General features: G+C 31.4%; 23 protein-coding genes. 19 read left to right on the plus strand and 4 right to left on the minus strand.

The window, feature by feature from the left end:
* Positions 1 to 14 precede the first annotated feature (14 nt).
* The 3 genes from V7S50_RS10545 (at position 15) to V7S50_RS10555 (ending at position 995) form a co-directional block, all read left to right on the plus strand.
* A complete protein-coding gene (locus V7S50_RS10545; RefSeq protein ID WP_336376060.1) occupies positions 15 to 410 on the plus strand; it encodes a hypothetical protein in 396 nt (131 codons plus the stop codon).
* Between the two features lie 6 nt (positions 411 to 416).
* Complete coding sequence (locus tag V7S50_RS10550; protein WP_242297500.1) at positions 417 to 641, plus strand: hypothetical protein; 225 nt, start codon at positions 417 to 419, stop codon at positions 639 to 641.
* Between the two features lie 198 nt (positions 642 to 839).
* Positions 840 to 995 carry a hypothetical protein gene (locus tag V7S50_RS10555; protein ID WP_000343341.1) on the plus strand — a complete coding sequence of 52 codons (156 nt, stop codon included), beginning with the start codon at positions 840 to 842 and terminating at the stop codon, positions 993 to 995.
* 234 nt (positions 996 to 1229) lie between these two features.
* On the opposite strand, the gene V7S50_RS10560 is transcribed toward V7S50_RS10555, so the two are convergent.
* The 4 genes from V7S50_RS10560 to V7S50_RS10575 all read right to left on the minus strand — a co-directional run bounded on the left by V7S50_RS10560 (position 1230) and on the right by V7S50_RS10575 (position 2582).
* Entirely contained in the window at positions 1230 to 1619 is a 390-nt protein-coding gene (locus V7S50_RS10560; protein ID WP_242306264.1) for a hypothetical protein, read from the minus strand.
* 123 nt (positions 1620 to 1742) lie between these two features.
* Positions 1743 to 2051 (minus strand): type II toxin-antitoxin system PemK/MazF family toxin, encoded by a 309-nt coding sequence (locus V7S50_RS10565; RefSeq protein WP_000792089.1) that lies wholly within the window; start codon positions 2049 to 2051, stop codon positions 1743 to 1745.
* On the minus strand, positions 2041 to 2211 hold the full coding sequence (locus V7S50_RS10570; protein ID WP_333728382.1) for a hypothetical protein: 171 nt from the start codon (positions 2209 to 2211) through the stop codon (positions 2041 to 2043). The genes V7S50_RS10565 and V7S50_RS10570 overlap by 11 nt, the downstream gene beginning before the upstream one ends.
* A 116-nt stretch (positions 2212 to 2327) precedes the next feature.
* Positions 2328 to 2582 carry a hypothetical protein gene (locus tag V7S50_RS10575; protein WP_336376059.1) on the minus strand — a complete coding sequence of 85 codons (255 nt, stop codon included), beginning with the start codon at positions 2580 to 2582 and terminating at the stop codon, positions 2328 to 2330.
* 172 nt (positions 2583 to 2754) lie between these two features.
* On the opposite strand from V7S50_RS10575, the gene V7S50_RS10580 reads away from it, so the two are divergent.
* From V7S50_RS10580 to V7S50_RS10655, 16 genes are all read left to right on the plus strand, one after another.
* Positions 2755 to 3759, plus strand: a complete 1005-nt coding sequence (locus tag V7S50_RS10580) for an ADP-ribosylglycohydrolase family protein (RefSeq protein ID WP_336376058.1) — start codon at positions 2755 to 2757, stop codon at positions 3757 to 3759.
* A 145-nt stretch (positions 3760 to 3904) separates the two neighbouring features.
* Entirely contained in the window at positions 3905 to 4114 is a 210-nt protein-coding gene (locus V7S50_RS10585; RefSeq protein WP_336376057.1) for a hypothetical protein, read from the plus strand.
* A gap of 97 nt (positions 4115 to 4211) precedes the next feature.
* Positions 4212 to 4898, plus strand: a complete 687-nt coding sequence (locus V7S50_RS10590) for a hypothetical protein (protein ID WP_336376056.1) — start codon at positions 4212 to 4214, stop codon at positions 4896 to 4898.
* A 55-nt stretch (positions 4899 to 4953) separates the two neighbouring features.
* Positions 4954 to 5502, plus strand: coding sequence for a hypothetical protein (locus V7S50_RS10595; protein WP_336376055.1), 549 nt, complete (start codon positions 4954 to 4956; stop codon positions 5500 to 5502).
* A 124-nt stretch (positions 5503 to 5626) separates the two neighbouring features.
* The gene (locus V7S50_RS10600; RefSeq protein WP_144536812.1) at positions 5627 to 5977 is read left to right on the plus strand and encodes a hypothetical protein; all 351 of its coding nucleotides are present in this window, start codon (positions 5627 to 5629) and stop codon (positions 5975 to 5977) included.
* 67 nt (positions 5978 to 6044) lie between these two features.
* Entirely contained in the window at positions 6045 to 6383 is a 339-nt protein-coding gene (locus tag V7S50_RS10605; protein ID WP_336376054.1) for a hypothetical protein, read from the plus strand.
* A 162-nt stretch (positions 6384 to 6545) separates the two neighbouring features.
* Positions 6546 to 7025 carry a hypothetical protein gene (locus tag V7S50_RS10610; RefSeq protein ID WP_061662554.1) on the plus strand — a complete coding sequence of 160 codons (480 nt, stop codon included), beginning with the start codon at positions 6546 to 6548 and terminating at the stop codon, positions 7023 to 7025.
* A 128-nt stretch (positions 7026 to 7153) separates the two neighbouring features.
* Positions 7154 to 7342 carry a hypothetical protein gene (locus tag V7S50_RS10615; protein ID WP_336376053.1) on the plus strand — a complete coding sequence of 63 codons (189 nt, stop codon included), beginning with the start codon at positions 7154 to 7156 and terminating at the stop codon, positions 7340 to 7342.
* Between the two features lie 68 nt (positions 7343 to 7410).
* Positions 7411 to 7908 carry a hypothetical protein gene (locus V7S50_RS10620; RefSeq protein WP_336376052.1) on the plus strand — a complete coding sequence of 166 codons (498 nt, stop codon included), beginning with the start codon at positions 7411 to 7413 and terminating at the stop codon, positions 7906 to 7908.
* Between the two features lie 155 nt (positions 7909 to 8063).
* Entirely contained in the window at positions 8064 to 8696 is a 633-nt protein-coding gene (locus tag V7S50_RS10625) for a hypothetical protein (protein WP_336376051.1), read from the plus strand.
* Positions 8696 to 9148: a hypothetical protein gene (locus V7S50_RS10630; protein ID WP_336376050.1), complete on the plus strand. Its 453-nt coding sequence runs from the start codon at positions 8696 to 8698 to the stop codon at positions 9146 to 9148. Before V7S50_RS10625 ends, V7S50_RS10630 begins: the two co-directional genes overlap by 1 nt.
* 162 nt (positions 9149 to 9310) lie before the next feature.
* Positions 9311 to 10099, plus strand: a complete 789-nt coding sequence (locus V7S50_RS10635; protein WP_333728391.1) for a hypothetical protein — start codon at positions 9311 to 9313, stop codon at positions 10097 to 10099.
* 194 nt (positions 10100 to 10293) lie between these two features.
* The gene (locus tag V7S50_RS10640) at positions 10294 to 11016 is read left to right on the plus strand and encodes a ribonuclease H family protein (RefSeq protein WP_336376049.1); all 723 of its coding nucleotides are present in this window, start codon (positions 10294 to 10296) and stop codon (positions 11014 to 11016) included.
* Between the two features lie 36 nt (positions 11017 to 11052).
* On the plus strand, positions 11053 to 11547 hold the full coding sequence (locus tag V7S50_RS10645; RefSeq protein ID WP_336376048.1) for a hypothetical protein: 495 nt from the start codon (positions 11053 to 11055) through the stop codon (positions 11545 to 11547).
* Positions 11544 to 11966: a hypothetical protein gene (locus tag V7S50_RS10650; RefSeq protein ID WP_277517735.1), complete on the plus strand. Its 423-nt coding sequence runs from the start codon at positions 11544 to 11546 to the stop codon at positions 11964 to 11966. Before V7S50_RS10645 ends, V7S50_RS10650 begins: the two co-directional genes overlap by 4 nt.
* Positions 11966 to 12385, plus strand: a complete 420-nt coding sequence (locus V7S50_RS10655) for a hypothetical protein (protein WP_336376047.1) — start codon at positions 11966 to 11968, stop codon at positions 12383 to 12385. Before V7S50_RS10650 ends, V7S50_RS10655 begins: the two co-directional genes overlap by 1 nt.
* Positions 12386 to 12416: the final 31 nt, after the last annotated feature.

Below are 12416 nucleotides of genomic sequence, written 5' to 3' on the forward strand. Positions count from 1 at the left end.
AAAGGAGAAATTGTATGAAACTCAGTGCCAAATCATTAGCCTTACTATTAGGTTGTTCGTTCCTTTTATTTGGATGTAGTTCAGAAGATACAAAAGAAGCGAATCGCAAAGAAAAAGAAAAGGAAACTGTTAGTACTCAAGGGGTAAAACCTATTGAAGAATTGATATATAAACAAGTGGACAGTAGAGATGATGGATATAAAGATTACTACTACAGAGTTTATTATAATCATGCAAATAAATGTGTATCCGAACAACATATGGTAGAAGACGGATATAGTATACCTATTATGACATCTAACTACTTATTGGATGGTGAGACAAAAAAACCTATGTGTGGGAAATCAATTGAAGAAGCAAAGGCACTATTTCAAGTGAAAGAAAAATCAAATGATTTAAATAAAGGATGAGTAGGTATGAATAAATATGTTGTGATTGTTTATCTGAGATATGATGATTGGGAAATTATAAATGTAGAAGCTAATTCAAAATTACATGCATCTATTAAAGCGGTAAATGAAGTAATGGGGTACGAAGTATATAAAGAAAACAACATTATCTTCGAATCAATTGAAGAATTAAATGATGTTGTAGGAAGTTTAGGGATTCTGCGTGTAGGAGAGGTTCTAACAAGAGATTAACTGGAGTTCTTTATATATAAAATCATAATAAAAAACTTATAAAAGGAACGGTTAATAGACTAAATTTATATGTAAAAAAGCCCGTAAAATAAGGGTTTTTTATGAAAAATATGGTATAATTAAAGGGTAACTGAATCGAATTGTAGGGTGGTATTGGTTCACTCTTTTCTACTTCAAGTAGGAAGGAGGTGAATGAATATGGATGAAATCTTCTTAGCTATTATTAAGGGTATGTCCAGTGGTGTTTCAAGAGCAATTACTGAACATATTCTGAAAAAGCCTTCAGATAAAGAAGAAACCACCCTGCACAAGTCGAAGAGTCAGGATGGTTCGAAAAAAGAAACAAATAATTAAATTATGAACCAAGCCACTTTGCAAGTAATTTGGTTACAAGAGCGGGAGTGTTGGAGCACTCTCGCTTTATTAGTATACGTTGTTTGTTCGAAATTATGAGGTTCACAAATTGAATCCTCAAATACATTATAACATAAGCCATGTAATTTCAAACATTTATTTGATTATCTACTCCACGAAAAAAAAGAACCGCTACTGCGATTCTTTTATGTAATATCAACTATAAATACTTTTTTAACTACATTTCAGCGAAAAAGGAATTAAAAATCCTTCTGCTAATTCATCTTCCTCTATAAATTCATTAAATGCTGATTGTTCAAATTTCACTCCCATTCGATGCCAAAAAGGTACAGCATCAGGGATAGCTTCGCCCCAAATTTCAGTAATGGTTTCCTGATTTTTAAAATGATTGATAATGTCTCTGCCATGGCCTTTTCTCTTTTCTATACATTGAATATATTCTATGTATACAGAGCCATCTTCTTCAAATGTAGTTTCTCCATAAGCGATTGGTACATCGTTGTTTAGATACAATATTCTATGTTCCATATGCTTTAAGTGCTTTAAAATATCTCCAGATACTTTTTCTTTCATAACCTTATAATCCTGTGTGTAAGTAATCATGTCCTACATCTCCTCATAATTCATTGATTTTCAATACCTGTTTTATAAATATTTACTTATCATATGAGAGAATAAATGTTTTTATAATGAAATAAAAAAGACCTGGATAAATAATATCCAAGTCTAAAAATAGCTTCTTATTGTTTTTAATACTCGTTCTAAATCCTGCTCTTGTAGTTTACCGATTTTGAACAATAGTTCTTTGTAATGGACAGTGTTTATTTTTGAACATCTGACTACAGACGGTTTATCTAAACCTGCTTGTTCCCAACTTTCAAGAACTACATCAAATTCATTTCTTGCTTCTTGACTGGTTACAGTAGCAACTAAACGGTCTAATTCAACAACGATGTTATCATTACTGATAATCACAACTGGTCGTTTCTTACCGTTTAATTCTAAAAACCAAATTTCGCCACGTTTATTCTTCATCATTATCTCCCCAAAGCATTTTTTCTTTTTCTTTTTCTAATTCTTCTTTGGGTGGTCTATTGTCAAAATACTTATCAAATAGACTACCTAATAATTTTATCCGTTCGCTATTATCCATTTCATCAATAGAATTCATAATTTCTTCAGCAGTCTTTTTCATAATTTCACCTTCTCAAGGAATTGTTTTCTAAATTATATCACATCCTTTTATTTTAGAAGTGTAAAAAGATAAGATATAGACGCAATCCATTCCTCTTATACTATTCTCAAACCTACCTAATTCTTTGTGCCGTATCGTTCAAGCAATACTCTGTTTGCATAGGCTGTAATATAAACCGATTCTTCTTCATCTTTGAATGAACCTGTTTGATTTACCCATTCAGTATAAATAGGTTCAACAATTGTTTCATAGAAGTCATGGAGGTCATCAACTTCAAAATCAATTTTTCCAGACTTCTCAAATGTAGTAGCTATTACAGCTATTTCACACATTTTTGCTACTTCGTCAACATCATACATTTTTGCCACCATAATAAATCTCTCCTCTTTATATCTCTTAATATAAGAACCAGTTTTTTAATATCAAAATATTATACGGAGTTTGTATGGATGGTATTCAATCGGATTCAGAGCATAAAAAAGAAAAGAAAATATTAATATAAACATAAAGAATGGTAATGAAGAGTGATAAGGAGGTGACGATATGAATAATAGATTATATACAATTAAACAATCCATTCTACAAAAAATGTTTAATGTGAATCGTAATAAACTAAAATCAAATGTAGTTCTATCGGGGTTATTAGGATTTTGTATAGGTGATGCTTTGGGTGTTCCTTTTGAGTTTCAGCCAAGAGATAAAATGAATAAGATAATGACAATGACGGGTTATGGGACACATAATCAACCACCAGGTACATGGTCAGATGACAGTTCCCTCACTTTTTGCCTAACAGAAAGTCTAATTCATGGCTATGATTTAAACGATATAAAACAAAAGATGTGTGATTGGTATTACTTTGGCTATTGGAATGTCAATGATAAATTGCCATTTGATATTGGGAGAACAACATTCAAAGCTCTTTCAAAAATAAAGTCAGGGATAGCTTTGGAAGAAGCAGGAGAGCAAGGTGAAAAAGATAATGGAAATGGTTCGTTGATGAGAGTATTGCCGTTAGCTTACTATTTAATAGATAAAAAAGATGAAGAAAAATTCCCGATTATAGAAGAAGTATCAGGAATCACCCATGCCCATATCCGTTCAAAGATTGCTTGTAGTATTTATGTAGAGTTTGCTATTCAATTGATAAAATATCATTCACGAGAAAAGGCATATGCAGGAATGAAAGAAGTTATTATTTCTTATTACAATAACAAAGGGTGTGAAGAAGAATTAAAGCACTTTGAACGAATTATAAAACGGGATATCTATACGTATCAGGAGCATGAGATAAAAAGTACAGGATATGTTGTAGACTCTTTAGAAGCTTGTTTATGGTCCTTATTAACAACAGAAACCTTTTCTGATGCGGTATTAAAAGCTGTGAATTTAGGAGAGGATACGGATACAATCGGAGCTTTAACTGGTGGTTTAGCAGGGATATTCTACGGAGAAAACAATATTCCAAAAAAGTGGATGCGAACGATTAGTAAAAAATCGGATATATATGATTTAGCTAATAGATTTTATCAATCCCTTCAAAAATAAGAGCATAATGCTCTTTTTTATTTTGGTTCATCATTTATTTTTATGAAATTTTAGAAGAATGAATAACCCCATTATCAAAATCTAAAATAAAGAGAACATGAAAAAACAGGTATTTTTATAAATTGATTAAAAAGGTGGAATTAAAATGAGAAGCAAAGAGTTCGTTGAGAGATTAGTATATAGAGGGATTGAGTGTAACGTTCATAAAATCACCTCAAATGAAATGAATCGGAAAGGATTTTTAACAGTCACAGATGCACCATTTGATGTTTCATTAAATCACGGATTTTATGTAAATATTGGAGCAATTAAAAGTTGCATCGACTTATACTTCAAAAGAAAAGAGTTAGAATGAAATCAATAGGGAATAAATCTTATTTTTCGAATGTATAATAATTTGAATATAAAAAACAGGTATTTAACTAATTTATTTGACAGGGAGAGAATTAAAAATGGCTAAACATGAAGTTGTAGTTGAATTGAAAGTAAAAGGATTAAAAAAAGAGAATGATGCTTATGATTTAGTAAACTCTATGATGTATTGCGAGTTTTGTAATGCAGATGGTTTTATTCAAGGTCGTTTAGCAAATTTCACTTATGAGAAAAAAGAAAAAATAGGAATTTGCATAGTAGACTGTACAATCAATTCAAAAGAAGGTGGAGTTGATAGTGCATTAGAAACGTTAAGAAATTGTGAATTCTGTCATAAGGGACATGAAATTATTTGGACCAAACTAAGCGAAAAAGAAATTTCTTATAGTTGTATTGATGAAATTTCAAATGCGTTTGTTAATAAGTTCTATGAGCCTCTTCAAGAATATCCATCTCACAGAAAATTTTCAGAAAACCATGTGTTTGATGAAGAAAAATCTGTAAAATGGAATCGAGAAGAAGTAGAGAGACAAAATGAACAATTGAAACAACGTAAAACGGAATGGAATTCTGAAAAGGGCAGATTAAATGCTAAGTTACAAAATGACTGTGTTCAAATCTTAAAAGAAGATTACGGTCTAAATGAAGCTCAAGCTGAGAAACTATACGGATATGTTTACAATGATAAACATTCTTGTATGCATGACTTCTTTATTTATTTAGAAGAATTTGCGGGAGTTACAAAGGAAATCCTTTCATTAGGTTAAAAGAGACGAAAATTCGTCTCTTTTTTTATAAAAATACATGGAGGAGTGCTTTAAAATGTCAAATTTGAAAATTAATGAAGAGAATGGGATGTATATAGTATCAGATGTAACAGATGGCGGTTATGTAAATAGAGCTTGTTATCATAGTTATCAAAAATGGGAAACAGTATGGAACTCTGAATTGGAGTTAAAAAATATATATTTAGATAAGGAATGTGTAAATAAGATTTTAATAGATAAGAGAAAAGAGGACTTGGATTACAACAAAATTATTAGAGCAAGAGGAAGACATTTAAGGGCCTTAAAAGAATACTTAGGGATTTCTAAAAAGAAAGTAGATACGCCAAAGAAGTTCTTCTTATTAGGCTCCCACTTACTATCTTCGAATTCTGGAATCTCAGAAAAAGAATTCATTGAAAAGGAAGAAATTCTAATTGAAGCAAATGGAGGTCGTTCTCCATTACGGTTAAAAAAACGAATTACAACCCATACTGCGGTAACAGAAGAAAAGAAAAAATTAGTAGAGGAATATAATCAAAGACTACAAGAGTTTCGAGCGTATCATCAAGAAATGATACACAAGATTTTTAAAGAGAATAAGTAAATGTATGAAGAAGCATAATTTAAATGCTTCTTTTTTGAATAGGAGATTAAATATATTTCTATAATAGCAATGAATATAAAAAACAGGTGTTTCAATGAATCTAATCAAAAGGGAGAGAGTGTAAATGAATGTAAACTCAAATGGATATGTTAACAAAGCCGTAGTATTTGATGATATTTTAAAGGCAATTAAAGAGAAATATGCTGAGGTTATAAGAATTAGACGTTTTTCTTTTTTGAATACAAGTGGTTTAATGGATGTTAAATATCAAGTAGAGGACAGAACATATACGGGAGAAATATATTTTAATGAAGTGTATAAGGAAGATTATGAGTACACAGAAATGAATAGTCCACATGTGTTCCTTAGTATGAGAGGGTATGGAGCTCCTGACATCATTCATGGTATTGTAAAAGAGTTTGGAGGATGTTTTGCAGTAAATCAACATAAATTAAAGGAAATGGTTAAGTATTAAATAGAAGGTATTTTAAATGTAGACTTTAACATATAAAAATACAAAATTCATTAGGACGGTGTAAGTAATGAGTACATTATATTGGTATGCGTATAGATTAAGAGGCTTTAGCCCAAGTTGTCAGCCGAAAGGTTTTATTGATAGAAATGACGACTATGGAAGATTCGGGTCCATAGCATATGATAGACCATTAACAGAACAAGAAATAAGTGACTATGAACTGGATGAAATTACAGATGGTAAGCAAATGGGAATTCAATTAAATTGCTTGCTGAATAAAGGTAATAAGTCTATTTCAGAAGAGGAAAAAGATGAATTCTTAAGTAAACTTGGGGATTTATTAGGAAGTTACGGATTTGAAGTTAATGAAGACTTCACATGTGAATTAGTAGAGTTAGATGATTAAGGATGGAATAGAGAAAGAGGAAGAAGTGAAGGTGTAATCCATTGCTTCTTTTTTGTATTTGCATAGAGACATGTGGAATAAGAGATAAATAGAGTCAGTATAATACATGAATTATAGAAACAAGGGATTTTTTTTAAAATTTATTATAGGAGGCTCATAACAATGGGTGCATGTACAACAGGTTTATTAAACGAAAATATTTCAGTGTGGGATGTTTTTCACTACATAAAAGAAAACATTTGTAATGATGCAAGGGTAGAACATGTTACGGACAGATATTTTGAAATATACTTTACAGAGAAAGTAACGATTGAGAAAAGAGTTCTATCATTTTTTACTAATAATCGGGACTATGTGGAGGAAACAGGTCATAATGGAGAGTTAGTCTTAATTGATATGAGTAAAGGTGGGTGCTCCTTTGAAGTAATAGAATCTATTGTGAAACATTTTGGTGGTTGGTATATAAAGGACAATAACGAACCGAATGAATTAGATTTCTATGAGTTTAATTTTGAAGCATCAAGTCTATCATCTATAGATAGAGAACTTCTTGAAAGATTAAAAGATGAAAAAGATTGGAAAGTAAAAATGAAAACAATCTCATTCATAAAAAATAATTTAGATTTTATTAAATCATTATAAGTAGGACTGGACTATAGAGATATCTATAGTCTTTTTCTTTTGCATAGATAAATTACTTTGTATATACATATAATAATTGAATTTATAAAACAGGTATTGAAATCAATTATATTAATGGAGGGTTTACAGTGAAAGCGAAACAAATTTTATTATTAAATCAATTAAATAAGGTCTTGTTAGATTTGGATGAAGAGTGTATGAAGGATGCTGAATTTCGCAAACTTCTTTCTGAAATGAATGGATTTAACTATTCCTTAGATGCCTTTGCAAGTCTGGTTAGAGAATGTATTAAGTTAAGAGGAAAGATTACTGAATAATAGATACATATAATAAATGAAACGATAAAACAGGTATTTAGAATGAATTAATATTGGAGGAAAAGAAAATGACAGCAATTCAAAAGACAATAGTAATTAAAACAGCAAAAGGTGAAATCTCAGCAATGGCAGTAAATGATGATGCGTATCCATGTATCAGAGTCATGATTAATGGAAAGCTTGCCACCGTAGTTGAATTGGATTCTGATAACGATATTTTTAGAATTTATACTCATCAAGGGAATAAAAACGGACATATTGCAAGTTATGAATATAACACTGCAAGTATCTTTGATTATAAAATCGTACAAGATGAAATTGAACGAATTCGTGAATTAGAAGACGATGGAAGAGATATTGAAGGTGATATTTCCATTCTAAAGCAAGGTCTATCTGAAATTTATTCAATCGTAGTTGGGCAAACAGAACAAGCGATTATTAGCAATACGAATATGTGGGACGAATGTCATACTTCATTAGATAAAATTTTAAAATTCTTTAATCTAATTGTGGTAGATGACTCTACATATTTTGATGATTACAAATTCTTAGTTGTGAAAAAATAAGGTCGGTAAAAGAACGTATGGTTAATATCCTTGCGTTCTTTTTTATTTTATAAAATAATTTCATTGACAATAGTCAATGAATAAATATATGATTTAATTGTAAAACTTGAAATTTCGGATTGGTAATGAAGGACATGAGAGGAGAAAAAAGAAAAATGAAGAAGGCGCTTAAATTTGCAATACCAATGGCAATTGCAACAGTTATGTTAACAGGTTGTGTAGAAGATGATGAAATGAGCAGACAGCAACAAGCGAAAGTTGCAAATGCAAAACATTTAATGGGGGAAACAAAAACACCTAATATTACTAAGAGTTTGGAACGTGAAAATATTCGTCAACGTATATTGGTGTCAAATGACCCCAATACTCTTCAATGGATTTATCCTATGAGTGCAGGTCGTGTAATTGGTCGTTTTCCTGTAAAGGGGAAAGTAACCAGTGGAAATAAAAGACTTACTACATCGCAAGCGTATAGTTCAGGGATAGGTACACTTGTGGAGGCACCAGATGAAATGGGTACATATGGCTCAAGTGAAACGTATGTTTTTTGGTTTGACCCTGCGGGTCTTATTCATCAGCATAGAGGGGATTATTTTGTTAGTCCTGTTCCTTATAAGATTGAAGAAGGGTATGGCACTATTTCTACACAAGTTGATGAGTCTGAACAACAAAACACAACTCAATATAAAAAACAGATGGAAGTAGCGAATAAACAAATGGAGGAACTTTCGAAAAATAACGAAAAGGTTCAAGTTTCAAATCCAAAAGAACAAGGGGAGAATCAATAATGAAAACTACATTTAAAATTATTCTGACCCTCTTTGCTTTATCGTTTGTGGGCGTAGCAGTGAAAGTTATCTTTTTCCCCGCACATGTAGCGAATAAAGTGGTAGACACGACAACGGGAGTTATTGACAAAACGCTTAATACTGATAATGCACTTACAAACTATGAACAGTTTAAAGATGGGTATAATGGAGCGAAAGCGATGGTTCAAAACATTAAAAACGCTGAGAAGAGTTTAAAAGATATAGAATCTCTATATGGTGAGCCAAACACATGGACAAAAGATATTCGTTCAAAACATTCTTTCTTACAACAAAACATAGATGGATATCTTATGCAATATCAAAGTATTGTGAAAGATTACAATTCTAATAGTTCTAAAGTGAATCGTAATCTTTTCAAGGATAAAAACCTTCCATCAGAACTACCAGTAGATTATAAAGAACTAAAATAAAATCAGAAGAGTAGCTGTTTTATACAGATAGCTACTCTTTTTATTGTTTTATATAAATTGAATAATGTAATTAGTTATGAAGCAGATACAACTTTGCTAAAATAGAGAAGGTTTATACAAAAGGTGTAGTTAATTTACATATGAAAAAGGATAGGTGCAATTATGACAACAGAAATCAAGAATATCATAGCTGAAGAATTCAAAAATGGAACGAAACTACTATCTCTGCATCATTACGCTAAAGATGGGGATGAGGTAAAATTAGCAATTGAAAAAGAATGGTTGCCTTACTTACATGACGAAGTAGACTTATTATCTCCTGAAAGCTTTCATGAACGACATCTTATATATATGTATACGCAAGAATTAATAGAGATGCTACCGAAATTAAAAGAAAAAGGAGCGATGGAAGAACAACTATTAATCGTTATAGAAACGCTTCTGTTAGCATTAGACTATCTAACTCATGAACGCTTTGCTTATGCACCATTTACAAGCGAGTATAGGGAAGAAATAAATGACATTATACAGGAATGTTTTTCGATAACAAAATCAAATACTTTCTCAAGCGATGCAAATCGTCCTTCTTTATTAAAATCTAAAATAATCGAAGGAGAAGAAAGCATTTACTGTTTAGATGAAAGAGAAGAAAAGAAAAGATTATATATGGCTGTGGTTTATAAGAAGCCTAAGGATTTACAAGACCGATTCAAACAAATTGCATTTTGGTTAGGTAATGTTAACCTTAAGCCAAATTCGGATAGGGTGTCTTATCAAGACTCTATAGAAGGTAAAACTAATCACGATTTACATGTTGATTTGTTATTCTACCTCAATATGGTGAAACAAACGTTATCCTGGTTCATACAGTCGTATTCATGGAAAAACAATGAATTAGCAGTCTTTGATGAAATTGACATCATATCTAAATTAGGATTGAGATTCAGTTAGTTGTATTTGAAGGCTATCAATATGGAAGAACGAGATAAGTTGAATTGTAAAAGGTGTATAATTTTTATACACTTTTTATGTTGACTATAGTTTATGTAAAATGTATGATTTAATAAAAGGTTATTTAAAATACAGCGTTTCAAACACTTTTATATACAAAGAACGATTTAATATTTTATAGGGAGAGATATTACATGGCTAAAAACAAATTTTACGCAGTCAAAAAGGGATTTGACAAACAAAAGAATGAAGTTGTTACGGATGTTATTTTAACTTCATGGAATGAAACAGCATCGTTGGTTCAAGGTGTGAATAAAAAATCGCATGGTATTGCTTCTGAATACAAAGGCTTCCCTACAAGAGAAGAAGCTGAAGCGTTCCTGCAAAAAGATGCCCCATACATACATAAAAGTGAGGAGTCTTATCCAAAAGATGCTCTTCATTGTTATGTTGACGGAAGTTTCAGTAAAGAAATCGAGAATTACTCATATGGATTGATTTGTGTAGAAGATGGAAAAACAGTCGTTCATGTTGATAATGGAGTGGGAAGTAATAAAGATGCAGTTACTATGCAACAAATAGGTGGAGAATTACTTGGTACGATGAAAGCTCTTTTAGTAGCGAAAAAGAAAAAGCCTAAAAAGTTGGTCATTTTCTTTGATTATGAAGGTGTTGCTCTCCACGCTACTGGATATTGGAAAAGAGATAATAAATTTTCGGAGACTTATTATCAATGGATGCAGAAATTCTTTGCTGAAAACCCTGATATTGAGGTGACGTTCTGTAAAGTAGATGCACATACTGGTGATGATTTTAATGAATTAGCAGATGGATTTGCTAAATTAGCGTTAAATATTCAACCTGATAGTAACTTCTATAAGTTTGTTGAGAAATATGGGATTTCGAAAGAATTATAAATATATATGGATTGTTTGCTAAAGGAGCGGTTTAGTATGACTAAAGAGATTGTGCAAATAGTGAAAGAAGAAATAAAAAAAGCTGAAGGATATCCTCTATTACAAAAAGCCATTCAAATCGCATTTGAGGCTCATGAAGGACAGACAGATAAAGGTGGAAATTCATACATTCTACACCCTCTGCATGTGATGAATCAGTTAGAAACGATTGATGAGAAGATAGTAGGGGTTTTACATGATACAAAAGAGGATGCAGGACTAACAGATGAATTTTTCCGTTCAGAAGGGTTCCCAGAAAGAATCATTCAGGGTATTGATTCTGTTACTCGTAGACATGATGAAACCTATATGGAATTCATTAAACGCTCTTCAAAAGATAAACTTGGTCGTAAGGTGAAGAAAGAAGATGTTTTACATAATATGGATTCATCTCGCATTCCTGTTATCACTGAAGAGCATGTAAGCCTACAGAAGCGATACCAAAAGGGATTAGACTTCCTGAATCAAGCAGAAGGGATGAAGTTGGAATGAAAAGAAAAGATGTTCTATTGGAAATGGTGAATCGTTATGATTCCTTATCAGATATTGAAAGGAATTATTTAAATCATGCGGTGAATATCTACAGACCTCTCTTGAAAATCGAAAATGCTCCAAATAAAAATGAACTATTAGAGGATGAATATTACAATTTACGCACATTGAATATGCAAACAGTGGAGAGTTATCTATTACAAGAACTTCTTTGGAAATTTCTTAAACGAAAAGGACTTTCGAAATCTATGTTATCTATGGAAGAATTACATTCGATGGTATTTAAGGAATATGAAACTGTAAAAGATTTAAAGAGTGAAAAGCTCGAATCAATTGAAGGAATTCAAAAATTACTACAAGAATTAGAAGAGCAAAAAAATAAAAACATTGAAACTAATAAAGAAGGTTGTGAATCCTAATGTTAGTAGATTTAAAGGCGTTAAAAAAGCGTAGAAATAAAATGAGAATGGGTAAAGGGATGTATTTAGCGAAATCAGGATTTGAATTTAATTTTCATTTCTTATTAGAAATTTGTGGTGTTCAGATTATTGATAAGTATGAACCAATTGTAGACACAGAAGAACGTTATGTTAGTTGCAATGGTGTTTGCGATAATCCTCAACAAATTTTAGAGTATATTCCTGAATTAGAAACGTCAAAAGAGAAATATGTAGTTGCTTTGACAAGAGTAAGGAAGGTGAACCAGTCTCCATGGGGTGGTTGGAGATGGTGTAAGTGGGGGAAATACATCGGTACACAAACACCGACTGCCGAGTATTTATATGATGAAGATTTTATTGATGAAATCTATTGCTATAGAATTTTTAAGGTTAAATAGGAAAAAGGAGGTAGAAACGAATCTATCTCCT

Source organism: Bacillus sp. CCNWLW194, from assembly GCF_037120585.1.
Taxonomy (GTDB): Bacteria; Bacillota; Bacilli; order Bacillales; family Bacillaceae_G; genus Bacillus_A; species Bacillus_A basilensis.